Source organism: Levilactobacillus parabrevis, assembly GCF_044051715.1.
Taxonomy (GTDB): Bacteria; Bacillota; Bacilli; order Lactobacillales; family Lactobacillaceae; genus Levilactobacillus; species Levilactobacillus parabrevis.
The window spans coordinates 1,888,072-1,913,976 of sequence record NZ_CP168688.1 but is presented as its reverse complement, the minus strand read 5'-3'; the positions used below and the strand labels follow the sequence as shown (position 1 = coordinate 1,913,976).

Below are 25,905 nucleotides of genomic sequence, written 5' to 3'. Positions count from 1 at the left end.
ATTACCCACAGGCGCTCGTTTTTTGGTATAATACACAAGACTGAGCTCGCCGGTTAATAGCGAGCCTTACTAGAAAACGTTAATAACTGAGTTAGGAAGTTTAATTCATGGATAATTCTTACAAAATTAAGGTCCAAAATGTCACGAAGGAATATGACCTCTACAAGAGTCAGGCTGAAAAATTGCGGTCATTCTTTTCCCTGAGAGGGGCAAAGGTGCCACACTTCTGGTCACTGATGGGCATTTCACTGGAGGTCAAATCAGGTGAAACTCTGGGATTAATTGGGGTCAACGGGTCTGGGAAGTCCACGTTATCCAATATTATTTCCGGAATCATTCCACAAACGACTGGGGTTGTGGATGTCCGTGGTGATACCTCGATCATTGCGATTGGTGCCGGCCTGCGGGGAAACCTGACGGGATTGGAAAACATTCGGTTGAAGGCGCTGATGCAGGGGTTAACGAATCCCGAAATCGATGCCTTGATGGATGATATCGTTGGTTTTGCCGATATTGGTGATTTCTTATACCAACCCGTTAAGAGCTATTCTTCCGGGATGAAATCACGGCTGGGCTTCTCCATCGCCGTGCATGTTAACCCAGATATCCTGATCATTGATGAAGCGTTGTCCGTTGGGGATGATACTTTCTATCAAAAGTGTGTGGACAAGATTGCTGAGTTCAAAGATGAAGGCAAGACCATCGTCTTTGTCAGTCACTCTTTGAAGCAGGTCGAGATTCTCTGTGACCGGGTCGCTTGGATTCACTACGGTACATTGAAGGAGATCGGCGCCACGGCGGATGTGGTTAAGCACTACCGCGCATTCACTAAGTGGTTCAAGGGTCAAACGAAGAAAGAAAAGAAGCACTTCCAACGTCAAATGAAGGAAAACCAAAAGTCATTTGATATTGATGCTTATCAGCAGCAGGTCACAGACGAGCTACAGGCGGCAGACCCCAACGCCACCAACGTTGCGGCTAAGGTCAAAAAGGACTTTTACGGTTCTGTGATCAGTGAAAAGATGGGCTGGGGCACACGAATTCTGGCCTTTGCGGTAGCAATCGTCTTTGTTTTGACGTGTCTCGTCAACATTTCCGGCCATTCGGTGGGGGATGTTGTCCAGCATCCAGGCAACCTGATTCACCCAGAAACGGTCCTTCACGATACGGATGCCGGTAATCCCAGATAAAAATTAGAAAACTATGATAAAACGGATAGATTTTTTTCATTTTTCATGGTATCTTTAACTTACCATTTATTTACCCCTTTATTTAATTTCCCAATGAATTGAATAGAGGTTTATCTCTCATTTGGTGAAGACTAAATGGCGGAGCACGGTCGATAGCGACGGTGCTCTTTTTGTATAAGAGCGAGAGCCAAGGCGCTTAGGTCCTGAGCATTAGGGGAATAAGAGGCTTCTGTTCGGCTATGCCGGGCAGGAGTCTCTTATTTTTCTAAGCGGAGGGGACTGCCTTGGCGAACGCGTTTCAGAAGCCGCAAGTTTCCGAATATCAGGGCGAGAGCAAATCTAACGCACTAAGCCAACACAACAATTAGAAGCGTCGGGAGGCCTTAGCTTTCTAAGCGGAAGAACCTGCCTTGCGGAACGCGTTTCAGAGGCTGCAAGTTTCCTGATATGGGGGCGAAAGCAAGTCCAAATCTCTAAGTCAACATAAAAACTAGAAATCACCCCAATCAAAGGGTCCTTACCTCGCTATCCCAATTGTCAAAAAAATCCCGCAATAATCCCCCCAACCGGCCCCAGTACGAATTTGGGCTACTTTTATCAGAATTACCCCCTGTTTAATTCCGAAAAACTTGGTATGATTTAAATGTAATCGGTTACATACGAGAAACTAGAAAAATGAGAGGCGGGATTAAATGGCTATTGCGCAAATTAACGTTGCCGTCGTCGGATGTGGTGTAATCAGTGATATTTACTTGCAGTCGCTTCAGGACAAGTTTGCTGTGACCAATGTCGTTGCTTGCTCCGACCTGAATCCGGAGAAGATGCAGGCCAAAGCGGAGAAGTACCACATCAAGGCGATGAATTACGCAGATATCTTGGCGGACCCGACGATTCAACTGATTGTGAATCTAACGACGCCTAAGGCCCACTACAGTATTATCAAACAAGCCCTGGAACACGGTAAACACGTCTTTTCGGAGAAAATGATTGCCGTCGAGTTGGCGGATGGTCAGGAACTCTGTGAATTAGCACGGTCAAAGAATTTACGGCTTGGTGTGGCGCCAGATACCTTCCTGGGTGGCGGAATTCAAACGGCTAGGTACATGGTGGACCACGGATTGATCGGCGATCCCTTGTCAGTCGTGGTCTCGTTGAATCGGAACTTCCGCGTCTACGCTGATATTTTTCCCCACATGAATCAGCGAGGCGGTACGTTACCGTTTGATACGGGTTGTTATTACCTCACCGCGCTGGCCAGTATTCTGGGCCCAGCCAAGAGCGTGAGTGCCTTTGGTCGACGGTATCAGCCGGAACGCGTCGGTCAACGGACCGATAAGCCGTGGTTTGGTGAAAAATCAACGGTTGAGGCCGATAACATCCTGACGGCGACCGTGGCCTATCAGGATGGGGTGCTGGCAACGGTTCACTTTAACTCTGAAAACATTTTAAATGAACAGCCGCAGATGACGTTGTTCGGGTCCGATGGCATCCTGAAGATGGGGGATCCCAATAACTTTGATTCTCCCAACTATCTGACTAAACAGTTGAACGAACCGGTTAAGTTCCCGTTTACCCACGGCTTTTTGGAAAACTCACGGGGATTAGGAGTTGCCGACATGGCTTGGGCCATTCAACAGAATCGGCCGCACCGTGCCAGCATGGAGATGGCTTATCACGTTTTTGAACTCATTCACGGCATGTATCAGAGCGCCGAGACGGAGACGGTTTACCACATGCAGTCCACGTTTGACCGGCCACAGCCCTTGCCAACGGGGTACCTGGATAATGGCTTCTGGGGACCGACCGAGGAAAGTGCCTTAGCATTCTAGAAAGGAAGTTAGCATCATGGAAATTAGTCGTATCGCACACGCTTCATTCAAAGTCACAGATATGGCCGCCGCAGTTGATTTTTACTGTAACGGGCTGGGATTCACCGACAAGTTTGAGCTACCAGACGAGCAGGGGCGGCCATGGATTAAATACTTGGAAATTCAACCGGGCCAATTTCTTGAGTTGTTCTACGATAACGATCAGCTTCCCAAGGCCACGCACGGATATGACCTGTGTGGGTATCTTCATCTAAGCCTGGAGGTCCCTGATATTGAGGCAACCAAGCGTGAGCTGCTAGCAAAGGGGTTACCAGTCAATAGTGAAATCAAATTCGGGCCGGATAAGTCTTATCAACTTTGGTCAGCCGATCCCGATGGCAATCAGATTGAGTTCATGCAGTACTCACCAGATTCCTTCCAGTTAGTGGGGCGAAATTAATGAAAATGCCGACGATGGCCGAAGTTCAAGCCTAAGAAGCAGACTTACAATTTACGAGCTTTAGTAACGAGACAGCCCTGCAACTCGGCCAGCAATTAGTGGCCTTGGCTCAGAAACGTCAGGCAGCCGTGACCATTGACATCACGCGTAACCGCCAGCAGCTGTTCCACGCGGCCATGCCGGGGACGGCAATCGATAACGATAAGTGGTTGCAGCGCAAAATCAATACGGTTTATGAGTACGGGACCAGTAGCTTGCACAAACAGTTGGAAATGACTGCGCGGGGTCAAACACTAGAAGAAGCCGCCGCGCTCGATGCGCGACACTACGCGGCCGCGGGTGGGGGCTTCCCCGTTGTCATCAAAGGGACTGGTCTCGTGGGCAGTATCGCCGTCTCGGGCCTGGCCTCAGAGGAAGATCACCAGCTGATCGTCGATGAGTTACGCGTGTTCTTGCGGAAAAAAAGTTAGAGGGGAACCGGCATGAAAAGACTGCCACTGATCAATACACAATTTACCCTGTTTGGCGGGCACATGGAGACGGTACCGCCGGGCTGGCACTGGAAGCCGGAAGCCCACTTGGCGTTTGAGCTGATGTACATCGTTTCCGGAACGCAGCGGACCACTTCCGAGATTGGCGAGCTGATCACCCATGCTGGCGAGTTCATCATCATTCCACCGGGCATTCGGCACAACAACTATGTGGTGGGGGACCAGCCGCTGGACTATTTTGCCATTCATTTTAATCTGGATGACCCGTCGTTTAAATACATGCTGACGCGGGAGTATGCCAATCAAATCGTGCGGTCGGATTGGGCAGTTTACGATGACTTGAAGGCTTGTACGACGCAGCTGATGACGTTATTTTCAAACAAATACGGCCTGACGGACAAATTGAATATTGAGATGAGCACGATCAACTTGATCATGATTCTCTTGGAAGCCGTCCAAACCCAGGCTCAGTTCAGTTTTGACGAGACGAACCCTGACCAATTTCTGTTGTGCACCAAGTTGGCTAGTGACCTGAAACAGCAGGTAGATAACCAGATTTATTATGGCGAGCATCCGACTCATATTTCCATTGCTGCGGTCGCGAGACGGTACAACATTAGCCAAAGTTATGCCTTGGAGTTGTTCAAGAAATATTACGGGGAGTCGCCGCAAAGTTATCTGATCACCCTGAAGCTAGAGGTGGGGAAGAAACTCCTGTGCCAACCCAAGATGCAGGTCAAACAGGTCGCGGAGCGGTTGGCCTACGCCGATGCCAGCCACTTTGGTCGAGAATTCAAAAAACATTTTGGATTGTCGCCACGAGAATATGCGCAAGAGCACCGCTAAAGTGGCCAAAAATGCGTTAAACGGAAAACGCTTTCCAAAAGTTAAAAATAATTGTTAAATAATTTCCACCTTCTGTAAACATCGTGTAAATCCCGCCATATCAAGCTTATGACGATGATGGGGCGTAGCAGTGAGCCAGGATAATCATCAAATCCAACAATTATTTCACGAAAAGCATTGACAGCGCTTACAAAGAACGGTATATTATAACTCGTAAGGTATTAATAATTACCTTCTAATCAATTCTCTTTCTCTCTTATGCCGACCACTACCATTCCCTGGTAGTGGTTTTGTTTTTGTCTAAAACCCTGTATAATTGAGGCCGGTAGCGTTGCTGCGATGTGCGTTAAATTGCCGGTGGCAACCAAGAGTGTTCACAATGAAAGGTGAGAATTGATGAAAAGTCATGAAACGTTTACCTTAATCGAAGAAATTACCCGTTTGGACGGGAGTAAATACATGGAGATCAGTGACATGGTTCAGAACGGCCGTGCCGAGTTGGCCGTGGAACGGGGATTGATCAAACAAGTTCGCATCCTTCAGCTCAACATCGCGCATACACCGCACGTTCAGGCCTATGAGGATTACGTAAACGAGAATTATGAGATGCCCGCCGAAGATTTCAAGACCTTTCAGGAGTGGGAGAAGCCAGCTGAGATGCAAAAGGAAGTCGATGCCATCCTCCACGAAAACCATATTGGCTAACGAATAAACAGCGCTTGCCGCTTGCGCCAGCCAGGGGTTCTGCCGCTGTGGGGACCGTCTGCAGCCAAAGGACGGGCTTTCGGCTCGGTTTGAAGCCTCACCAAGTTCAGGTGAGTTTCCAAACTCGTCCCACGGTGTAAGGCCGGGAAGAATCAAGCGCCCGGTCTTACACCGTTACCACAGCTGGCGCCACCCCTGGCTGGCTCCAGCTAAGCGAAGGTTTTTCATGCATTAGCCAAGTGATGGCTAGTCAGATGAGCAATAATTTAATGGCCTTCAATAATCCATAAGTCATCTAGTTTGACCGGAAAGTTAAGTTGCCGGTCAAACTATTTTTTTACGATACATCACATTTTAATTATCAGTTGATAAGGATACGCTTACGTCGTCGATTATTTTATCAACGCTTGCATCCGTCAAGTTAATTACGCGTGACACCGGCGATTTGATCTCCGGGGAGTCGAATCTTGCCGATCGTTGGGTTTCAGAGCTAGATAGAGAAATTATAGAATCTTTATAGTCACTAATCACCCGATAAGCCTATTCTGACGGCGTTTGCGGAGCCTTTATTGTGGAGCTCACAGGCGAATCATGCTACTATGTAATCGGATTCATTAATTAAATGATTTTACATATTTTGGGAGGGACACATTGTGAAAAAGTCTTTGACAGTGGTTAGTGCATTACTGATGTTAACGAGTGTCGGTGCAGGCATCCCAGCAGTTCAATTGGGGAGTGCGCCCACAGCTCAAGCGGCTGCGTTGAACGCGACGAAGTTGGCTAATGGGAAGTATAGTGTGAAGTATGCGATTTATAAGACGGGAACGACTAAGCCTTCTGATGCGGCTAGTTACTTTAATGCCAAGGCAGCTGTTTCCGTAAAGAGTAAGAAAGCTGCGGTAACGTTGACCGTTACTAAGGCTGGGAACCAGTTTATCAAGCAGATGACGTTGGATGGTAAGACAGGGACCGTAACGAAGAAAGCCAACGGCAATACCTACACCTTCCGCAACGTTAACCTCAAGAAGAGTCACACGTTGGGCTTTGCGTTGACTGTGCCTATGAACGGTAAGGAAGTTACGATGAACGAAGCGGCGACCCTGAAATTTAAGACCAGCACGCTAGCCGCAACGACCAAGGTCAAGTTGAGTACCAAAAAGGTCAAGGCCAAGGCTAAGAAGGTTGCTGGGACCACGACCAAGGGGGCCAAGGTTACCGTTAAGCATAACAAGACCACGTTAGGCAAGACGACCACCAAGAAGGCTACTTACAAGGTCAAGTTAAAGAAGGCCGTTAAGAAGAACTGGAAACTGAAAGTGACGGCTACTAAAGCCGGCTACAAGACAGTGACGAAGACCATTACCGTCGCTAAGTAAGCAGATACCGAGATCACCGTCGATGGGGCGGTGGTCTTTTGTTTATCATTCGATAATTCAACAGTTAAGGGATTTAGGGCAATAAGTTTGGTAGCAGCGAACCGGTTTGGTAGAATGAAAGCGGGTACAACTCTCGTGGATTCAGTCACGGGAAGAATTGAATTGGGGTGAGTGTGCAATGCGAAAGTTGCGACAGAGTTTACATATTATAGGGTTAATTGTGGTGGGGTTATTCGCCATGGTTGCCTTCGGTGGGCAGCAGGCCCAGGCGGCCACGTTAGATGACGGTATCTACGTGGTGCCAACTAAGATCATTAAGGCAAATAGTACGGCGACCTCGACGGCCAATCAGTTCTTCGGGAACGATGCGGCCGTGCGCATCAAGGGTGATCAGACGACGGTGCTGATGACTAGTAACGGAGCGCAGTATATCAAGTCCATGACGATTGCTGGGCAGAAAGCGACGTTGGTCAAGACGGTCAACGGTCAAGCAATCTATCAGGTTAATTTGACGAAGCAGGCTAGTCCGTTGCCGGCAACGTTTAGTCTGACGACACCGGTCGGCAGTATGAAGGAGTCCGCACGACTGGTCCTGACCTGGGCCAAGGCTGAAAAGGATAATACGAGTACCACCACGGCCGACTTGCTTAAGCAAGCCACGGCATTAACGGCGACCGCTACTAGTTCAAGCAGTACTGTTAGCGTCCCGAAGTCGACGACTGCAGCCAAAACGGCACCATCTTCGGCCAAGACGACCGCAACGACACCGACGACACAGTATTGGAAGTATCAGGTGTTGAAGGCCGATACCATGTCACCTTCGGACGCCAATCAATACTACACGCACACGGCCAATGTAACGCCGACTCAGCATGGCTACCGGGTGACACTGACCGTCAGCTATGCAAAGTCCCTGAAGTTGGGACCCAAGGCGGTCGTTCCTAAGACGGTGGATGGTGTGGCGGTACCCGCCAGCCGGGTTACGTACGGTCAGAGTGGTCAGAACTACACGATGACGTATTGGTTCGATATCCAGCATACCAGTGAGTTGACGGCCAAGCTGATTCCAGGAAAAATTCACGTGACGGTACCAGCGATGAACATCAGCGAAACCTTCCCGATTCGTTTCCGGTTTGCGACAAGCGGGTCAGCGGATCAAGCAACGGCCGCTGCAGTGGCTGCCTTGCCAACGACCCAGAATAAGCAAACGAGTGGTCAGAATGACGATTCGACCGTAACACCAACGACCCACCATGTTGCCAAGGCAACGTTGCCGGCTACTGGTGAGGAGCCCAGTTCATGGGCAATTTTGGGCTTGATTGGGTTGAGCGTCAGTGGCGGTCTGCTGGTTTGGGAGGCGAAGCGGCATGCGCAGGATTAGACAATTAGTATTAACTATCGCCGCGGTGCTGGGAGGGTTGGCTCTGCTGGCACCGCTTGCGGTGCACGCCCAGACGATCGACTACAGCGCACTCAAATACGGCACGAAGGAAAATTCGATGGCCAGTGGTTATTTCGTTCATCCCGCGACGATAGCTGTGAAGAATCACGCCTACGTGGTGACGATGGACCTGAAGACGGCGAAGAAGCTGACGAGTTGGCCGGTCCGCGTGCTCTCAGTTGATGGTCACACTCCGGAGAATGTCCGGAAGGTCAAGGATGGCGCTGGCAATTCTCACGTTTACTACAGTTTTACAACGACTAATTTGAAACGCAACATCAACGCCAAACTAGCAATCAACGTGCCAGACGTCTACAAGGCGAAGCACAATATTACGTTTCGTTTTAAAACCAACAGTTTACCAGCACTAGGGAGCGGGGCGACAACCCAGACGACACGAACCCAGCGGGCAACTCAGGAGAAACCCGCGGTCAGTGCCTCATCGGTGAAGCCAGCTGCCACAACTGCCAGTCAGAAGGCGGCTAGTTCCAGTCAGGCAAGTCGCAACGCCAAGGCTAAGTCGGCCGCAGCTGCGACGAGCAGCACGTCCAGCCAGCCGGCGAGTCAATCGTCTAAGACGAGTCGTGATTCGCAGCAAGCCAGCGCCAGTGATCAGGTTCCCCAACAAAAGACCCACTGGGGTGGCTTGATCGGCGGTGTCGCAGCCATCGTGCTGTTAGTTGGTGGCGGCAGTTGGTGGTATTTCGGTAAGCACTAGGAGGTCTGGCAGATGCAAAATCCAAGGAAAATTGGGCTATGGTCACTGACGGTCCTACTCGTGTTGGGCATCATTGGCGGTGGCTTTGCGTGGCAGCATCAGCAGCAGAAGCAGCGGCAACCACGCATTGTCGCCACGACTTACGCGGTGGTTCAGATTGCTGATAAGCTCGATCTGCCATTGGTGGGGATTCCCACGACGGCGAACCAAATTCCCAAACGTTATCAACACGTGACCAAGGTGGGAAGCCCGATGAATCCCAGCGTGGAAAAGATTACGGCACTGAAGCCCACGGCAGTCTATTCGGTAACCACGCTAAGCGATCAGTTTGGCAAGGCTTTTAAGGCGCAGCACGTGGCGCCCCATTTTCTTGACCTCACGAGTGTGGCCCACCTTGAGACGACGCTGACCCAACTTGGCAAACGTTATCAGCGGCAGGGCGCGGCATCCAAGCAGCTCGCTAAGATTCAGGTGGCCAAACGAACGGCCAAGCAGCGGGCCCAGAACCAACCGGCGCCGCGCGTACTGGTCATCATGGGCTTACCTGGCGCAAATTACATGGTTGCCACCAATCGCGCCTACGTGGGTGATTTGACACGTTTAGCGGGTGGTAAGAATGTCTTTACCAGTAACGATCAGGAGTACATTCAGCCCAACGATGAGGCCATTCAGAAGGCTAATCCGCAGGTGATTCTTCGTTTGGAACACGCGATGCCTAAAATGGTGACGAGTCAGTTCAATCAGGAATTTAAGGACAACAAGATGTGGGCGACAACGTCTGCTGTGAAGCACCACCGGGTTTACGACCTTCAGGAACCGACCTTTGACGCGACGGCTAATATGCAGGCAGCAGCCGCGCTCAAGCAAGTCAGTCACTGGCTCTATCCCACAAAGGGGGCTGGGGCATGACTAAACACGCAGGCTGGTGGTATGGCGGTGTATTAGGACTCCTCGTCGGTACGATCGCGGTGGCTCTCATGGCTGGAACGACTTGGATCGGACCGGGACGACTGTGGACGATTGCGAGTCAACCAGCCAGTCGCGACTTTGTGACGGTCTTTAACCTCCGGCTACCCCGAATCGTGAGCAGCTTGATTTGCGGGGGGAGTCTGGCGGTTGCCGGCGCGCTCTTCCAGGCGGTCTTTCGAAATCCCATTGCCGATCCCAGCATCTTAGGGATCAGCTCGGCGGCGGACTTTTTCAAGCTTGGTGGGGCGCTACTGTTGCCCTGGCTGCCCGGTCGTAATTGGGTACTAGCCCTGATCGGGGGCTTAGTGGCCCTGGTAATTCTGACCAGTGGTAAAGCCTTGCGAGACCCGTACCGCTTGATTATTGTGGGGGTGGCCCTCGATGCTACGTTTGTTGGCCTAGCCCGACTCGTTAGCAGTGGTCAGGCTGCTCAGGTCATGCAGAGTACCTTTAACGCCGTGACTTGGCGTGATACTGTAGCTTTACTGATTCTGGGCCTTTTAGGACTCATAGTGGCCTTGCTGTTAGCCCCCTGGGCCAATTACTTAAAATTAGCAGATGCGGCGTTACAGACGATTGGTGTGCCTGTCAGGGTGATCCGGTGGAGCTTACTCCTACTGGGGATGTACCTGGCTGTCAGCGTGACGGCCATTGTGGGAACGATTCCCTTTGTCGGCATTGTGATCCCCAACTTAGCCCGTCGTTTCGTGGGACACGACTATCAGACGCTGATACCGTTCTCCATGTTGGCGGGCGCCTGGTTGATGCTGGCGGCGGATACGCTGGGCCGAACGATTATCGTACCCAGTGAGATCTCCGCAGCGACCATGATGGCTGTGATCGGTGGGCCATTTGTGATTATTCTCTTACAACGGGGGCGAGGTTTCCATGGAATTACAACACGTTAGTTACCAGTACCCCGGGCAGGAGAATGGGGTCATCGACCTATCGGGAACGTTTCCGGCGGGAAAAATCACTACGATTATTGGACCAAATGGTGCCGGCAAATCGACACTCCTCAAGGTTTTGTCACGACAAGTCACACCGCGTACAGGAACCGTGACGCTGGCGGAGCGATCGCTGACGGCGTACACGGCCAAGGCGTTGGCACAGAAGATTGCGGTCGTTAGTCAACGCCATGAGCTGTATGACGACATGACGGTTGCCGCCGTGGTCAAGATGGGGCGGTTACCCTATCACGGTCTGCTGGCAACGGTGCCGGACGAAGAGGTGGCCGATTTTCTCGCACAGACGGCCCTTACGTCACTAGCGGCTGCTCATCTGGATGATCTGTCGGGTGGGCAGCAACAACGCGTCTGGCTGGCGATGGCGCTGGCCCAGGAACCACAAGTCCTGTTGCTGGATGAACCCACAACCTATCTGGATGTCCATTACCAGCAAACGTTGATGGCGCAGCTCCGGCAACTCGCCGCAGCGGGGCTGACGGTGATTCAGGTCCTACATGACATCAATCAGGCGTTCACGGTCAGCGACTGGCTGTGGCTTTTGCAGGATGGCCGACTGGTGGCTGCAGGAACGCCTCATGATTTGCGACGAGCCCCGTTGTTGGCTGAGACTTTCCAGACGCCGATTGAGATTGTGAATGTGCCGCGGCTGGGACCGTATATTGTGCAGGTGCCAGAATAAGGGAATCTATAGGTTTCAAATAAAGGGGATCGACGATTTTTTAAGTTTTCGTCGGTCCCTGTTATATTGTTAACTTATTAAAATATGATTCCATTCTTGCTGGATATCCTCATCAATCTTGTCTACTTCCTGCAAGTGCTTAACTTGGAAACGCAGTGCTTGAATGGATCTAAATCCTAAATCGACTAGGTTTGCATAGTTTAGTCTGAGTAGAAGTTCGGGAATATTTTGGCATCCTTCAGATCTAAGAGCTGCATCACCAAAATCAACAGATGCAAACACAGCAGTATTTGTTAGTAAAAGTTTGTTCAAGTCAGGATTATTTGCAATTGGAATACTATCTTTAGCTGGCAGGCCAAGATAAAAGCGTTGTTTGGTAAACCAGTATAGTCGAATAAGCGTCTCACCAATCAAGACAGGAATAGATTGGGCTGTGAAAGCTCTTAAATCCGTGCCCTGCTTATATAACCATTCTGAAGTTTGTGCAACAGTGAAATTATTATTTTTGATTGGTATGCTTCCGAAATTTAGTTTTTGTGTAACAGAATAGAAAGGAATCGGGAGTCCTGCGCCTCGGCCTTTAGCGCCACTGGAACCAGATACATCTGATAAAAGATGACCAAACCAGTTTTCAGTCGCTTTAATAATCTTAAAAGGAAGTGGGCCTTGGCTTACAGTCGTGTTTTCCACATTTTTGGTTACGACACGAATAATTTTACCATCGCCATCAATAAAACTAGCCTTGTTAGTAAGCTGGTCAATAATACCAACGATTAGTCCAAGAATACCGGGATCGTGTGCCAATGATCGGAGATGATGATTATTGGCATCCATTTTTGAGACATATCCTTCTACGATACTGGCATTGTTTGCAGCATCGTAACTTACTTTGAAATGTTTTTCTAAAGTATGAATAGATTGCTTTTTGTTAGACTCATCGACCCTTTGAATGCGTTCGTGGAATTTTTCTAAGCGTTTTAGCTGGGCCTTTGTAGGTGTGCCCTTTATACTTTTCTTGAAGTTTTTCAGCTGTGTAGTGAGCTCGGATTTACGAGTGAATTTTCCCACTGTTACAACTATTGATTCGTATTTATTATCTACAATTTGCTGTAGTCCCTGGGTACTGGTCCCGGTATGAATTCTTCCGACAAATAAGACATCAATTAAGCTGGTAATGATGCCCACTACACTACTAAAAATATAGTCTGATTTTTGTAGATGTGAAAGATTAAATGAATTTTCTAATGTCGTAATTTGTTGTGAAAATTCATACTGGGACATCATTGTAAAATAAGGATTGGAAAGGTCAAGGTGGTGTCGATTTCCATAGTTTTCTGTTTGTTGAACGAGTGAATGCCAGTCGGTTAGTGCGTGTAGATTATCTAGTTTATTAAATTGCTGCGTCGAAGAAGATTTTACGGATGTCGTCAAAATATCCCCTAAGTCATCAACCAATTTATCCACCTTATTTAGCTGATTGGAATCAGCAAGAGATAAGTCGAGTTCGTTTAAAAGGTTCTGAAGATCCCTTTGTGTTTGTGATTGTGCTGATAGACTAGCATCAATAGTCGGTATAGTATATTTTAAATCATCAACTCTTTGATTAGACTTTATTGTCTCGTCTTGATGAACAGAGAGTATTTTCGCCACGTCATTTAGTAAATCATCGTCCATGAAGTATCATCCTTTATGTTTTATCCCAAGTTATTTAAGAAATTGAGGCCCTTTTTCCCAATATTTTTAGCATTAGCAACAGAAGAAACCTTATAATAACCAATTTCTTCGAGTACTTCATTTGTGGCACTCAAATATTGTGTTGTTACAGATTCGTCAAGCTGATTGTTACCATCGTTTTTAAAATGATAGCAATGTTCTAGGAGAGCACTAAATTTTGATACAGATAGGGACTGATTAAGTAGGTCTTCAACTTTTTCAACCTCGAGAAATTTAGGAAGGGCGGAAAGTGCTAACTCATGCTGATTTCTTTCCTGAGTATCTCTAGCAACGGTATTGGCGCTATTGGCCAATCGTAATTGTTCAATAAGGGATTTTAATTCAGCTAATTTAGATATACTTTGTGCTACTTGCATGTCTGCAGTATTCTTAGCATTAACCAATTCAGAAATACGCTCAGAGATATAATTAATATCACTCATTAAAAGTGCCATTGCAGAATTTTGTTGAACAATTTTAGCTTGTAGAAGTGAATTACGAGTTGCCTCTTTTACTGTTTGATTTCCACTAAGGCGCTTCATACCTTCATAGCCTGCAATGCTGGCGACTCCAATACCAGTCACTGCTAGGGCGAGCCCTCCGGTTGAAATAGTCGCGAATGCTAATGTTCCTAATCCTAGTTCTCCAAACGCTCCAAACGCAAATCCAGTTACACCAAATGCAGCAACTGATGCACCGACGCCACTTCCTAAGGACATTAGATTGTTTGTTAGTTTAGAGGCATCGTCATCATTGAGTTTTTCTTTAATAATTTTTTGATCCAATTGTTGTTTACGTAGATAGAAATTGACCTGGTCATTTGAAACGGATAATGATTGTTGAATGGAAGTGAACTCAGGAATGTTTTGCCAATCATTTTTACTCTCCTCTGACATCATAGAAAGCATGTTATTGACTAATGATTGAAAGATTGTGATCTGACTGCCAGTGGGAACTTCATTCCGCAGAAAATTAACAAGCTCATCATTCGTTCGAAAACTATTCTTTTCCAATCGATATTTCATCAGTTTTGTTTTTGTATCAGTTTGAATATCAATAGTTCCAATTAAACCAGCAAGATTTGCATATTCATCCTGATCCAGCATACCATCCCGTTTCAAGAAGTTAACGATTAGTTCTAAGTATCCAAGAATTACTTCGGGAGACAAATCTGATAATTTTAAGTGTTGGTTTGTGGCGCTGATATCATCAACCTGATCATTCATTGCGTTTAGCAAGTTTGAAATTGGTTTTAACGGGAATACATTAGACTCATACTCAATAGGTGTGTCTTCGTCTTTCAGGTTAATTGTCAGATTTTTTGAAGGATGTATTTTGCCTTTATCGTCCATATTCTTTCTTTTTTCAAATTTAGCAGAAATGACTTGATCGTACGCAATCTTCTGGGTGACATTTAGACCCAAGGCACCTTCATGAATGTAGAGACTGTCACCTGTAAAAACAATACCTTCTTTGGCGTTTTTAAAGACACCAGTGTCGAAAATACCTAGTATGTATTCAGGATCGATGTCGTTTGCAATTTTGTGTGACGCGGTAATTAATTTCTTTTCAGGTATATCTGGGCTGATTAAAAGGCCGTCCATAAAGTAGTCATCAAGGTGTTCTTTTAAAAAAGTTTCTGATTTCATAGCTGTTACATCTCCTAATGTAAGCGTTAACTTTAATTATATGTCTTGCTTGTTGCATTTACTACTGAGGTGCTTCACAATTTAATTCCTTTTTTGAAGCAGATGCTTACATTAATACCAATGTAAAAAACAGTAGATTTGTCGCATGCGTTCACAGGACTTAATAAAAAGTTAAAACGATAGCGTGGACGGACACACGACGCTTTACAATGTAAGTCGATTGTTCATTATTTGAAAACGGTTGCTCCGCTGGTAAGTAAAGGATGTTATGATTTAGGAAACGGTTGACTACGAATAGGAGGAATCAATGATGGGACAATCAATTGTGCTTTACTTCTCCGGTACGGGGCATACGAAAGCGGTTGCCCAAAAAGTTGCGACTGCAACGGGGGCCCAACTCGTCGCGATTACGCCTCAGCAAGCCTACACGACGGCTGATTTAGACTGGAATGACCACACGAGTCGCAGTTATCGTGAAATGCACGCTGGGCGGGTGCGACCGGCAATTCAGCCAGTCGATGCAGCCGTGGTTGCGCAGGCAACGACGATTTATCTGGGATTCCCACTGTGGTGGGCTACGGCACCGCGGCCGGTTGATACGTTGCTGGATAGTCTGGACTTCACGGGCAAGGCCGTTTGGCCATTCTGTACGTCGGGGTCGTCGCCAATTGATGAGGCCACGGCACAACTGCGTCGGGATTATCCGGCGGTTGCGTGGCATGCTGGCCGGCGGTTTACGACCCAGATGACGGGTGACGATGTGCGGGCTTGGTCGCAGCGTTAAGTAGTTTTAAAGTTAATTGAAATCTAAAAGAGTTCCGTCAAAGCTATCAATAAAATAGCTTTGATGGAACTCTTTTTGTGGCTGATTTGGATTTGCTTAGGGCTTCCTCTAATTATCTCTAGCCGAAACGTGCGCCAGGAGGCAGCTGGTTGCGCTTAACCCCATAAGAAGAATAATCCAAGCCCGGGATTTTTCTCCTTATGACGTTAATGCTCGCCAGCTAACCGCCTCCTTCTGCACTCTGCACTCTTTTACTCTACCCCGTTCTTAATCTCATTAATCCGGTTGAACAGGATACCGTCCCGTAATCCGGCGTTGGAGAACGTGATCTGCTGGGAATCCAGTAACCGCATGAGTAGGGTTACTGGAATGAGACCGCCGATGATGATGTCCGCCCGGTCCTTGGATAAGCCGGGGACCTTCTTACGGCCTGCTAGGTCCAGACCCAACAGTTGAATTAGGGTGGCGTAGACGTCTTCGGCCGATAGTTTGTAGCCGTGGACGTCTTCGAAATTCAGGAAGTTCTTCTTGCGTCGGTTGATCTTGGCCAGTGTCCGGTTGGCACCGCCTAATCCAATGATGGGCAGGTTCGTTGCTTCACGGAGCCACCAGACGTCGTTGAAGACGCTGTTGACGAAGGTCATCGCTGCGAAGAGGGAGTCGGCTTTAATCACGTCACTCTCCAGATAGCTCTGTGACAGGGTCACGGAACCCAGGGGAATCGAGACGACCTGCTTCATCTGTTGGTTCTGAACCAGAATCAATTCGGAAGAGGCCCCTCCGGTATCGACCAGTAAGCCATTGACCACGGGGAGGGTATTGACGACTCCCAGGTAATCGTAGCGGGCTTCCGTGGCGCCAGAGATGACGTTGAAGGATAAACCAATCTTATCTTTGACTAACTTGAGAAATTGTTTCTGATTGCTGGCTTGACGGACAGCCGCGGTTGCCACGGCTTGAATGTCCGGCTTGTCGAGTTGACTGTAAATCTTTTTAAATTCGCCCAGTGCGGTGAGGGTCCGCGCGATTGATTCGGGCTGTAGGACCCGTTCCTCGCCCATGTTTTCCGATAGACGGACGTAGCGCTTGACCTGTTCGATGGTCTTATGGTTACCAGCACCATCAATTTCGCTGATGGTCATACGAACTGAGTTTGAACCTAAGTCGATAACGACTAAGTTTTCCATTACTGAGGACTCCGATCAATGGGGGATTTTGGTTGATTTTTGGGACTAAGCATTGGTTTGAATTGCCGAGGAGCGTTGACAGCCTCCGGGGAATGGTCGTCACTGATTTTACGCTTATTCGTGGCTTCTTGCATGAAAGTCGCTTGCGCATCCAGGGGATCGAGGCCGCGTCGGTCGACTCGGGTGAAGGTCCGGTCGGCGAGGAGTACCCGTGTCTGAACGTTATCGTGCCAGAGAGTGGCAAAGATATCGAAGACCCGTTGCCGCAGATCGGATTGCAAAATAGGGAAGAGTAGCTCTACCCGGCGGTTCAGGTTCCGCGTCATCAGGTCGGCACTGGACAGGTAAATCAAGGGGTCACCGTTGTTAGCGAAACCATAGATTCGACTGTGTTCCAAGAAGCGGCCGACAATCGAATGAACCTCGATATTCTCACTGATTCCGGGGATGCCAACGTTTAAGCAGCAGATTCCCCGAACAATTAGCTTGATGTGGACGCCGGCGTGAGAAGCTTCGTAAAGCTTGGCAATCATGTCGGAATCGGACAGTGAATTCATCTTCATTTCAATCCAAGCGGGTTGCCCAGCCTTGGCATTACTGATTTCCTGGTCAATTTTGGAGACGATGAATTCCCGAATGCCATCGGGGGACATATGGAGTTGGTGGAAGTAAGGTGGTTCGGAGTAGCCAGACAACATGTTAAAGATGTTGGAGGCGTCGATCCCCATGTCGGTGTTGGTCGTCATCAGTCCGAGGTCGGTGTAGAAGTGGGCGGTGACATCGTTGTAGTTCCCGGTACCCATGTGCATGTAGCGGCGAATCCCATCGGGTTCTCGCCGGACGACGAGAGCCAACTTACAGTGGGTCTTCAGGCCAATCAAGCCATAGATCACGTGACAGCCCATCTTTTCCAGTTGTTGGGCCCAGTGGACGTTGTTTTCTTCATCGAAACGGGCCTTAACTTCGACCAGCACGGTGACCTGCTTGCCATTCTGTGCGGCGGAGCCCAGGTACTTGATGATTGGTGAGTTGGCGGATACCCGGTACAGGGTCATCTTGATAGCCAGCACCTCGTCGTCGTAGGCCGCCTGGCGAATGAACTCGGTGACGGCAGAGAAGGAGTCAAAGGGGTGGTGCACCAGGACGTCACGGTGGCGAATCGTCTTGAAGATGTCATCGTCGGCGGTGACCCCCGGCGTCTGAGCGGCGGTAAAGGCCGGATAGAGCTGGTCGTCGTGATTGCTGATCTGCTTGGTCCATTTGCTCAGGAAGGTTAGATCAATCGGCCCACCAATGCTGTAGACGGCGTAATCGGCAACTTTAATGGCGGTTGCCAAGCGTTTCTCCAGAGAGTCAGAAATGCCGGCTTCCACTTCCATCCGCACGGCACTCCCGTGTTCCCGGCGCTTCAGCTGTTGTTCGACCTCCTTCAGTAAATCGGAGGTGTCTTCTTCAGCCACATCCAAGTCCATGTCCCGAATGACCCGGTAGTTCGCGGCTTCTTTGACCTCGTAACCGATGAATAGGTTGCCAATGAAGGCCTTGATGATGTCTTCTAGCAGAATGAAATCATTGTCGGCACCCGGCAGGCGCACGGTTCGAGGGAAGATGTCGGGGACTTGAACGGTGGCAAAACGTTTATCCTTCTTGTTACCGTCCTTAAAGAGTCGCAGGGCGATATTCAGCGTGTTGTTCCCAATGAATGGGAAGGGCCGCGAGCTGTCGACAGCCATGGGCGTTAGGGCCGGAGAAATCTCGTCGTTGAAGTATTTCTGAATGAAACGAAACTGTTGCGAGGAGAGTTCCTTAACGATCTTAAGGTGAATATTTAAGTTAGCCAGAAGGGGCAACAGCATCCGATTCAGCGTGGAGTACTGCTTGACCACTTGGTCGTGGGCCTTGGCGTTGACTGCCAGCAGTTGAGCTTCGGCCGTCATCCCTGATGCGTCGGGCTTGGCATAGTTGACCGCTGCCAGTTTCGAGAGCGAAGCCACCCGGACCATGAAGAACTCGTCCACGTTACTCTGGGTGATGCCGAGAAACCGCACACGTTCCAACAAAGGATTGGCCTTGTCGCGGGCTTCTTCCAGGACGCGGTCGTTGAAGTCTAGCCAGCTGAGTTCCCGGTTGGTATAGTACTTGACGTCTTTATAATCCATTGTCATTTGTGTAATCTCCTTTGTTTAAACACGGGTTGCAGGCCGAATACGTCGGTGAAGAACTGGGCCTTGTAGTTGAACGCCCAGCGGATCAGGGAGAGGTCGTCGTCGCTGAATGCGGTGATGATGACCTTGTTGGTCCGAACGGAGACTGAGATGCGTTGAATGGTCTGTTGGTGCGCATCATCGAGGGCATCAGCCAAGCGGAGAATCGCCGCCAGCTTGGCCACAGTTAAGCGTTTGTTGGGCGTGAGTTGGCGGAAATGGGTGATGTCTTCCGCGGGGGTTCGGGTGCTGTGATAGCGCGAGACGGCCGCAATAATCTGAATTTCTTCCGCGGACAGTCCCAGCATCTCGGATTGTTTGAGTACGTAATCCGAGTGCAGATAGTGTTCGTGGGTGTCGATGAAGCCGCCAATATCGTGAACGATGGCGGCAACCTGCAGGAGTAAACGGTCGCGGGCAGTCAGGTGGTGAAGTGTCTTGAGCTGATCGAAGAGGTGGAGGGCAAAGTGCCGGACCAACTCCATGTGATGTGGTTCTACACGATACCGTTGCGCGAGATCGTTGGCAGCCGCTAGAATCTGATTCTCGAAGTGATACTTCTGATTACCGGCTAGGATCTCTTGGTTAGTGGTTAACCCGTCCAAAACGTTGAGGTTGACCAAATGAAGCTTGTCAGCGTGAACCACGGCGAGCAACTTCTGAATCAGGAGAACCTCGGGTAAGACGAGCTCGACATTTTCTTCCGTGAGGTGTAGGCGTTCCATCAGGTATTGATCGGACGCACCGATGACCTCGCGGCTAAACTCGTTGAATTGCTTGAGGGGCAGGGTGAAACTGACTTCATCTTTGGGGATGAAGTAGTTGTTCAGTGGTGCTGCCCCGATTAAAATAACCTGATTGTTCGCCGTCTGAAGGCGCTCTGGCAAGAAACGGTAAAAATCATCGACCTTGCTGTTGATGTAGTCGTCAAGGACGTCGACCGGGTTGGGGGCGGTGGCCCGCAAACTTTGCAGCACTTCCTTGATACGGACGGGGCCGAGCTTCATGTTGTGCGAAGCCACCAGATTGTCGTGAGCGAAGAAGGACAGGGTCGCACTCCCGGAGTTCAGGCCGATGATGGCCGCGTGCTTCTTGACTAGGTGGTGATAGCCATCGAACTTCAAAGCGATGGCTTCGTTACGGACGAACGACTCTTCCCCCAAGGAGAGCCACTTGATACTGAGACCGGTCCGCACGAAGATCTGATCGCGAATGAACTCGGCGTTGGGCGCGGTGGAGAGGGCTTGTGAGCCCCAGAGTTGGTAGTTGGTGACACCATAGTCCTTAATGACTTGGAGAAATCCCCGCAACGCCTCAGCTGCCTCAGCAACCGTTTCAAAATCAATTTCTTCATGGTTGTAAATATTTTCCCCAATGGCGACGGTCGACTTGACCCGCTCGGTCTGGGCACCGGTTTTCAGGTTCACGATTGACAGTTCCATACTGGAAACATTTACGAGCATTGCGCCAAAATAATTATCAGCCATAAACTTCATCTACTTTCTATTTCTATTCAACATATGGGTGGAACAGGATGCACTGACTTTTCTTAGTCTTAAGATCTGCGAATAATGGGTAAAGTGTTGTAATTCATAACTTTAGAAATAATGTTGGCGTGTGAACAATCTTAGCCGGAGGCGAATGGGATGCTCACGAGAACGGTTATTCCGTGAAGACCTGGTTATCCATGATGACTTTCTCCAGATGCTTCTCAGTTCGCTGACTTTCCGGTGGCAGTGCCATGTAATCGCCATACATCCTCGTTAAAATGCTAGCATACATTTTAGGCACCTGGACCGTGAGATGCTCGAATGGCATCGCCGTTAGGTCGGTTACTTCCGCAACGGTGAAAACTTCCTTGTTGTAGCTATATTGTGACGCGAGATTCTTGACTTGTAAGAGTGTTTCGTCGCCCTGGTACTGCGTCATGAGAGCCTGACGTTCGGCCTTCAACGCCCTGACATCTGCTAGTTGTTCCGCTGACAGGGGACTCTGTAGTTTGCGCAGGGGATTGTCCACCAAGTGGTAGCGTAACTGGAAGAGAATCCGGGTGTTCAACACCTGAAACTTCGTGAGTTGTTCACGCTGTAGCCCGGTATCCAGAGGAATCCGGTCCAAGGGGAAAATGTCGATGAAGATGCCCTTACGTGCGGCATTGACATTGTTCTTCTCCTCAATGTAGGTGTTTCGATCGAGTAGTTTGGCATAGCTCAGACCGTAATTTTCATCACTAGCAGGGGTCTGCAAGAAGTAGTGGGTGTCAGCCAGCAGTGCAGGTGCCGCGGCTAGTAGCCGGTCGTAATCCGCTCTGAGGAGACCAACGTCCATGTCATCGTCCCAGGGGATGAAGCCCTGGTGGCGAATCGTACCTAGTAGCGAGCCGCCCATCATAAAGTAGGGCAGTTGGAGCTGGTCACACAAGCTGATCAGTTGCGCCAGATTGCCGAGCTCAACTTGGTGAATTCGGTCGATTAATCGCGTCATAAAAGGTCCTTTCCAATTACACAAATTTTAAAAATATTTAGGAATCTAATCGTTTAGTTTCCACTAGTTTAAGTTATACTGACTCGTATGAACGACTTGACCGTGGGTGTCGCTGAAGGTGACACTAACGGGGTCCGTGTTCTTGGGTTCAAACATTGCCAGCCCCTTCGCCGTTTTTCCGGGTTTAACCGGCATGACGGTGTTGTTTAACAGGTCGTTGTCCTTGGTCTGGCTGGTGGTGAATGCCAGGTTACCAGTTCCTAACTTCTTACCATCCTGTTTGGCAGTGACCGAACTTTCCCACAGGTCGCTAGGCACGATGGCCTTACTTTGTTGGTTAGTTACGGTATAATAGATAACGAATAAATTCCGGTTTGCCGTGGCACTGGCTGTGACGTCGGTTCCCGTCAGATCATAGGTCACGTGGTCAATGGTGAACTGTGAGTTGGCGAACGTGGCGGTCTTGGCTTGCGACGACTGACTGGTACTGCTGGAACTGTGCGTGCGTTGACTGTGACTGGACTGAGCCGTTTGACTAGTCCGATGACTGCTACTTGACTGGGCGTTTTTGGTCCCAGTAGCCCCGCAACCAGCAAGTAACAGCAACAGGCTTAAAGCGGTTCCAATTTTTAATGATCGATACATGTTTTCCCCTCCAAATGCTACCCCTTTATTTTAGCATAGGTTGGTCCAGACCACCTGCTAATTTGGGTGAAAAAAGCTGGTATTTGCTGGGCGTAAATGCTAATATAAAAATCGTATTTTGAGAAATGTAGGTGGGTAATCATGGCTGAGCAAGAGCAGTCGCTATTGGACGCGTTTATTGACGTCTACATGAGTTCACTCAAGTATTTGGATGAATTTGTTTCAGAACCGGCAAAGGAGTTTCATCTCTCCTTCGAACAATACTTGATCCTACGAGAGATCACGCGAAATCATGACGTGACGCTAATGGATATTGCCAGCAAACGGCAGGTCACGCGGAGCGCTATTTCTCGGCAGATCAAGGTGTTGCTAAAGCAGGGGTACTTACGCCAACAGCCGGATGAAAACGATCGCCGACGGTTGTATTTGATTGCGACCGATGCGGGCAAGCGCGCTGAACGCGTGATACGTCAGCGGATCAACCAGCGTTTTCAAGGCTGGGTCGATGTTTACGGCAACGAGCGGGCCCACGATATTCTGACATTCATCCAGGACTTTAGTCAGGTTACCCGCATGAAAAAGTAGTCAACGGCTACGGAGAGTTCCCATAACTCAAGGATGGGAATAAAAGGAGATTGAAGTCAATGAGCAAAAAGCGCATGAGTGACGAAGAGGCCAAGCGCTGGCGCAAGATTGTCTTCATGGATGATGACCACGATGACAAGCGGTCGCCCCGATCTACCAGATCTTACGTGTACAGTGAACCATCTACGCATAAGTCATGGTGGCACCGGTTAAAAGGGCGGTTGACCCGTCGCTAAAATTGAAAGTGGACCACACGACCCTAACGCAGTGTCAGGGAGTGTGGCCCATTTTTTGGTTTAACTCTCGACTGGTGTCGCGGCAGAAAATTCGGTGACGAGCTTGACGACAACGTTATCGCTATTTCCGATTAGCTTGGCAACGGGACACCGCCGTTCAGCCAGATCAACCATGGCAACGGCGGTCTCGTGATCAACGCCGGGAAGCTTAACTTCGGCGGTCAGATAGAATTGGAAACCACGTGTATCGCGAGCCATTTCGACGATGGTGTGAACCTGTGAGCTGTGTGGCAGGTCACGTCGTTCTTCAATGGCTTCCAGTGTGGCGTTCAAACAAGTGCTGAGCGCCAAACCAATGAATTGTTCTGGATTAGCGCCAGGCGCATCGTTGAGCGGGTGGCTAGTCAAGACATCCAGACCACCCGGGACGTATGAGTGACTTTCGAGACCGGCATCGTTAGCGGCAACGGTTCGGTAGAGTGGTGGAAATTTTTCGCGGTCAATGGCCACGATGGCACCTTCTTTCTAAGGATTAATTACCTTAAGATTACGCTGTTTTTAGCTAAAAAACAAACGAAATGCAATGGTTTGGAAGGGCTTTCTTAAGAGGTAAACCACTGACCGTTGATATAATGAATTGTTGCAAAGAGATAAGAACTGGCTTGATGACAATCGGTTGCACACAACACCTATACCAATTTGAAGATTAACAATCAATACGTCACCGTTCAGGACCTTAGAGTCAGGTTGAAGCCTTAGTTTGCAAGGAAAACTAACCGATTTTTCTCTGTAAAGTTTTTGTAATAATTGCGATTACCCCCTAGACCGCTTAGCCAAAAATGCTATAATGGAGTCAACAGGAATCAGAACACTGGCGCAATGTTTGGGGGGAGCCATATGTTAACAGAAGAACTGTTGAATGAACGGAAGAAGTTTCAAATGGTGACGTGGCGAGCGCAGAAACATGGGGCTCAAGTCATCGAGCGCGATATGATGCAACAATTTACGGCGACAATTGCACAGCAAGAGGCAATTGTGGCAGCCGCTAATCGGCGGGAGCCTGCTCCGGTTGGTTAGTCTACCGCGGATATTTAAGCCGTGATGTGGTAAACGTTTTCGATACGTTTTGTTTTATGGTAAGCTGTGCGCAATAGATGGGGGGCACCATCATGAAGCATCCTGGCATGTATTACGTTTATTACACATTGGGCTGGTTATTCGTTGGAACAATGGCCTTTGTGATCTATCACATGGCGTTGCTGTGGATTATTACCAGTCATTTTTAAGTAAAAAAGGCGACGTGTCTTCTGAATAGAAGGCGCGTCGCTTTTGTTTTCAGTACGGACTCAAATATGTAAATAATAAAAAAGCTAGTTACGATTTACGCAACCAGCAGAATAGAAGTATGTGTACGGCTTCAACGGTGTTAATAATGGCTAAATGTCTAATTAACTCCTCCAACGATTGAAGACCCGCAGCAGGCTCTCACCTGAATATGTGAACTCATTATAACCTGCCAGCCGACTTCTGTAAACCACATATTTAAAGATTCGCTTAAACTATTAAGATTAGTAAAACGAGTAACGTCACGAGGGCCGGCATTCCTTGCAGCCAAAAAATTTCTTTCTTAGCGGTAAAACTACCGTATAGGGCGACAAGGACGATGAAGATCAAGAGGACGGCGGTGGCCAGTAGACTGGCGCGATCGGTGATGACCCATTGAAGGGCGATAAGGCTGAGGCCCAACATGCCGTTATAGATCCCTTGATTGCCAAGGGCGACCTGGGCTTCCGGACGTTTGACGAATTCTAATGGCATACCGAATGACTTCGCCTGAGTCTCGGGTTTACCAAACATTTCCAGGCCCATAATCCCCAGGTGTTCGATGGCGACGATGTAGATAAGTATATTTAGAATGATTTGCATTAGTTATTCCTTCTTTCAAAGTCGATTAGGTGTTAAAATTAAAGGTGTTCAGTGGTCACCGATTAATAAAAAAATTGTTGCGGCTTTAAGCTAATCTTTAGTTTGGCGTGTAGAATAATAATTAGGTAATATGTGCCAGGGGAGTTCAAGCGCTTTGGAGAAACATGAATCGCGTCACACCAACCTTTATGGCAAATTTGAATGGAGGAATTATTTATGAGACTCCTAGACTTGAGTGGACAACAATTCGGCAGACTGACGGTTATCCGGCGGGACGGAACCGCAAAGAACGGGAACGCAACGTGGCTGTGTAAATGTAGCTGTGGCAATCTGGTTACAGTTGACAGTTACCGCCTGCGTCACGGAATTACCGTCAGCTGCGGTTGTTACCGGCGAGACATCAGTAAGGCCCGGCTCACGAAGGATCCCCGGACACGTAAACAAATTGGAAATGCCACTAATTTACCATTGGTTAATGGCTCCAACGTTGCCGCACTCACAAAGATCAGTTCCCGGAATATTTCTGGGGTGATCGGCGTGAGCTTCGACAAACGTTCCGGCAAGTGGGCAGCACGTCTATTTTACCACGGTCGCTACGTTTTGAATCAAACTTTTAGCGACTTTAACGATGCGGTTGCTGCAAGACGGCAAGCCGAGAAACAATTGAATCAAAAAGAAGATTTAAAAACGGTTGAGGAATCCGCCGAAGGCTAAACGGCGAATCCACCAGTCAGTATAGAAGCCAAGCAGTCGGTCTGAGAAGGCCGGCTTTTTTGGTGAGCAGGACCGGATTGATTGACGGTGAGCTACCTAATTAGGTATGCTGGAACCGACTGAAAAC

25 protein-coding genes and 1 pseudogene are annotated in these 25,905 nt (G+C 48.8%); 17 read left to right on the top strand and 9 right to left on the bottom strand.

Features of this window, described 5'->3' with window-relative positions; genetic code table 11:
• Positions 1-107: 107 nt before the first annotated feature.
• The 12 genes and pseudogenes from ACEPSU_RS09085 (at position 108) to ACEPSU_RS09030 (ending at position 11,651) form a co-directional block, all read left to right on the top strand.
• On the top strand, positions 108-1,190 hold the full coding sequence (locus ACEPSU_RS09085; protein ID WP_020088253.1) for an ABC transporter ATP-binding protein: 1,083 nt from the start codon (positions 108-110) through the stop codon (positions 1,188-1,190).
• A 692-nt stretch (positions 1,191-1,882) separates the two neighbouring features.
• Entirely contained in the window at positions 1,883-3,019 is a 1,137-nt protein-coding gene (locus ACEPSU_RS09080) for a Gfo/Idh/MocA family protein (protein ID WP_395321198.1), read from the top strand.
• A 16-nt stretch (positions 3,020-3,035) separates the two neighbouring features.
• Complete coding sequence (locus ACEPSU_RS09075; RefSeq protein WP_395321196.1) at positions 3,036-3,458, top strand: VOC family protein; 423 nt, start codon at positions 3,036-3,038, stop codon at positions 3,456-3,458.
• Positions 3,459-3,505: 47 nt separating this feature from the next.
• A pseudogene (locus tag ACEPSU_RS09070) lies at positions 3,506-3,928 on the top strand (heme-degrading domain-containing protein); the annotation flags it as partial.
• A 12-nt stretch (positions 3,929-3,940) separates the two neighbouring features.
• Positions 3,941-4,795, top strand: a complete 855-nt coding sequence (locus ACEPSU_RS09065) for an AraC family transcriptional regulator (RefSeq protein WP_395321194.1) — start codon at positions 3,941-3,943, stop codon at positions 4,793-4,795.
• A 396-nt stretch (positions 4,796-5,191) separates the two neighbouring features.
• Entirely contained in the window at positions 5,192-5,500 is a 309-nt protein-coding gene (locus tag ACEPSU_RS09060) for a hypothetical protein (RefSeq protein ID WP_020088258.1), read from the top strand.
• 653 nt (positions 5,501-6,153) lie between these two features.
• On the top strand, positions 6,154-6,876 hold the full coding sequence (locus ACEPSU_RS09055) for an NEAT domain-containing protein (RefSeq protein WP_395321192.1): 723 nt from the start codon (positions 6,154-6,156) through the stop codon (positions 6,874-6,876).
• A gap of 178 nt (positions 6,877-7,054) precedes the next feature.
• Positions 7,055-8,257 (top strand): NEAT domain-containing protein, encoded by a 1,203-nt coding sequence (locus ACEPSU_RS09050; protein ID WP_395323359.1) that lies wholly within the window; start codon positions 7,055-7,057, stop codon positions 8,255-8,257.
• Positions 8,244-9,035, top strand: a complete 792-nt coding sequence (locus tag ACEPSU_RS09045) for an NEAT domain-containing protein (protein WP_395321189.1) — start codon at positions 8,244-8,246, stop codon at positions 9,033-9,035. Before ACEPSU_RS09050 ends, ACEPSU_RS09045 begins: the two co-directional genes overlap by 14 nt.
• Before the next feature lie 12 nt (positions 9,036-9,047).
• Positions 9,048-9,944, top strand: coding sequence for a heme ABC transporter substrate-binding protein IsdE (gene isdE, locus ACEPSU_RS09040; protein ID WP_395321187.1), 897 nt, complete (start codon positions 9,048-9,050; stop codon positions 9,942-9,944).
• Positions 9,941-10,912, top strand: a complete 972-nt coding sequence (locus ACEPSU_RS09035) for an iron ABC transporter permease (RefSeq protein WP_395321185.1) — start codon at positions 9,941-9,943, stop codon at positions 10,910-10,912. Before isdE ends, ACEPSU_RS09035 begins: the two co-directional genes overlap by 4 nt.
• Positions 10,893-11,651, top strand: a complete 759-nt coding sequence (locus ACEPSU_RS09030) for an ABC transporter ATP-binding protein (RefSeq protein WP_395321183.1) — start codon at positions 10,893-10,895, stop codon at positions 11,649-11,651. Before ACEPSU_RS09035 ends, ACEPSU_RS09030 begins: the two co-directional genes overlap by 20 nt.
• Before the next feature lie 69 nt (positions 11,652-11,720).
• Here the strand turns inward: ACEPSU_RS09030 and ACEPSU_RS09025 are convergent, their stop codons facing one another.
• Complete coding sequence (locus ACEPSU_RS09025) at positions 11,721-13,325, bottom strand: hypothetical protein (RefSeq protein ID WP_395321181.1); 1,605 nt, start codon at positions 13,323-13,325, stop codon at positions 11,721-11,723.
• Between the two features lie 20 nt (positions 13,326-13,345).
• Positions 13,346-15,013 carry a hypothetical protein gene (locus tag ACEPSU_RS09020; RefSeq protein ID WP_395321179.1) on the bottom strand — a complete coding sequence of 556 codons (1,668 nt, stop codon included), beginning with the start codon at positions 15,011-15,013 and terminating at the stop codon, positions 13,346-13,348.
• A gap of 310 nt (positions 15,014-15,323) precedes the next feature.
• On the opposite strand from ACEPSU_RS09020, the gene ACEPSU_RS09015 reads away from it, so the two are divergent.
• On the top strand, positions 15,324-15,797 hold the full coding sequence (locus ACEPSU_RS09015; protein ID WP_395361510.1) for a flavodoxin: 474 nt from the start codon (positions 15,324-15,326) through the stop codon (positions 15,795-15,797).
• Between the two features lie 251 nt (positions 15,798-16,048).
• Here ACEPSU_RS09015 and ACEPSU_RS09010 read toward each other — a convergent pair whose 3' ends face one another.
• From ACEPSU_RS09010 to ACEPSU_RS08990, 5 genes are all read right to left on the bottom strand, one after another.
• Positions 16,049-16,984 (bottom strand): Ppx/GppA family phosphatase, encoded by a 936-nt coding sequence (locus ACEPSU_RS09010; RefSeq protein WP_020088266.1) that lies wholly within the window; start codon positions 16,982-16,984, stop codon positions 16,049-16,051.
• Complete coding sequence (locus ACEPSU_RS09005) at positions 16,984-19,143, bottom strand: RNA degradosome polyphosphate kinase (protein WP_395323634.1); 2,160 nt, start codon at positions 19,141-19,143, stop codon at positions 16,984-16,986. Before ACEPSU_RS09005 ends, ACEPSU_RS09010 begins: the two co-directional genes overlap by 1 nt.
• A 2-nt stretch (positions 19,144-19,145) precedes the next feature.
• Positions 19,146-20,675, bottom strand: coding sequence for an HD domain-containing protein (locus ACEPSU_RS09000; RefSeq protein ID WP_027825872.1), 1,530 nt, complete (start codon positions 20,673-20,675; stop codon positions 19,146-19,148).
• A gap of 175 nt (positions 20,676-20,850) precedes the next feature.
• Positions 20,851-21,672, bottom strand: a complete 822-nt coding sequence (locus ACEPSU_RS08995; protein WP_260339892.1) for a phosphorylcholine transferase LicD — start codon at positions 21,670-21,672, stop codon at positions 20,851-20,853.
• Positions 21,673-21,735: 63 nt separating this feature from the next.
• Positions 21,736-22,317, bottom strand: a complete 582-nt coding sequence (locus ACEPSU_RS08990) for a DUF5067 domain-containing protein (RefSeq protein ID WP_395321175.1) — start codon at positions 22,315-22,317, stop codon at positions 21,736-21,738.
• A gap of 141 nt (positions 22,318-22,458) precedes the next feature.
• Here ACEPSU_RS08990 and ACEPSU_RS08985 point away from each other — a divergent pair, with 141 nt between their 5' ends.
• Both ACEPSU_RS08985 and ACEPSU_RS08980 read left to right on the top strand, forming a co-directional pair.
• Positions 22,459-22,902, top strand: coding sequence for a MarR family winged helix-turn-helix transcriptional regulator (locus tag ACEPSU_RS08985; RefSeq protein WP_020088271.1), 444 nt, complete (start codon positions 22,459-22,461; stop codon positions 22,900-22,902).
• A gap of 59 nt (positions 22,903-22,961) precedes the next feature.
• Positions 22,962-23,138, top strand: coding sequence for a hypothetical protein (locus ACEPSU_RS08980; RefSeq protein WP_020088272.1), 177 nt, complete (start codon positions 22,962-22,964; stop codon positions 23,136-23,138).
• 60 nt (positions 23,139-23,198) lie between these two features.
• Here ACEPSU_RS08980 and ACEPSU_RS08975 read toward each other — a convergent pair whose 3' ends face one another.
• Positions 23,199-23,648, bottom strand: coding sequence for an OsmC family protein (locus tag ACEPSU_RS08975; RefSeq protein ID WP_020088273.1), 450 nt, complete (start codon positions 23,646-23,648; stop codon positions 23,199-23,201).
• A gap of 387 nt (positions 23,649-24,035) precedes the next feature.
• Between ACEPSU_RS08975 and ACEPSU_RS08970 the strand changes: the two genes are divergently transcribed.
• Positions 24,036-24,215, top strand: coding sequence for a hypothetical protein (locus ACEPSU_RS08970; protein WP_020088274.1), 180 nt, complete (start codon positions 24,036-24,038; stop codon positions 24,213-24,215).
• Between the two features lie 477 nt (positions 24,216-24,692).
• Here ACEPSU_RS08970 and ACEPSU_RS08965 read toward each other — a convergent pair whose 3' ends face one another.
• A complete protein-coding gene (locus ACEPSU_RS08965) occupies positions 24,693-25,064 on the bottom strand; it encodes a DUF1304 domain-containing protein (RefSeq protein ID WP_395321173.1) in 372 nt (123 codons plus the stop codon).
• A gap of 216 nt (positions 25,065-25,280) precedes the next feature.
• Here ACEPSU_RS08965 and ACEPSU_RS08960 point away from each other — a divergent pair, with 216 nt between their 5' ends.
• The gene (locus ACEPSU_RS08960) at positions 25,281-25,778 is read left to right on the top strand and encodes an AP2 domain-containing protein (RefSeq protein WP_020088277.1); all 498 of its coding nucleotides are present in this window, start codon (positions 25,281-25,283) and stop codon (positions 25,776-25,778) included.
• Positions 25,779-25,905: the final 127 nt, after the last annotated feature.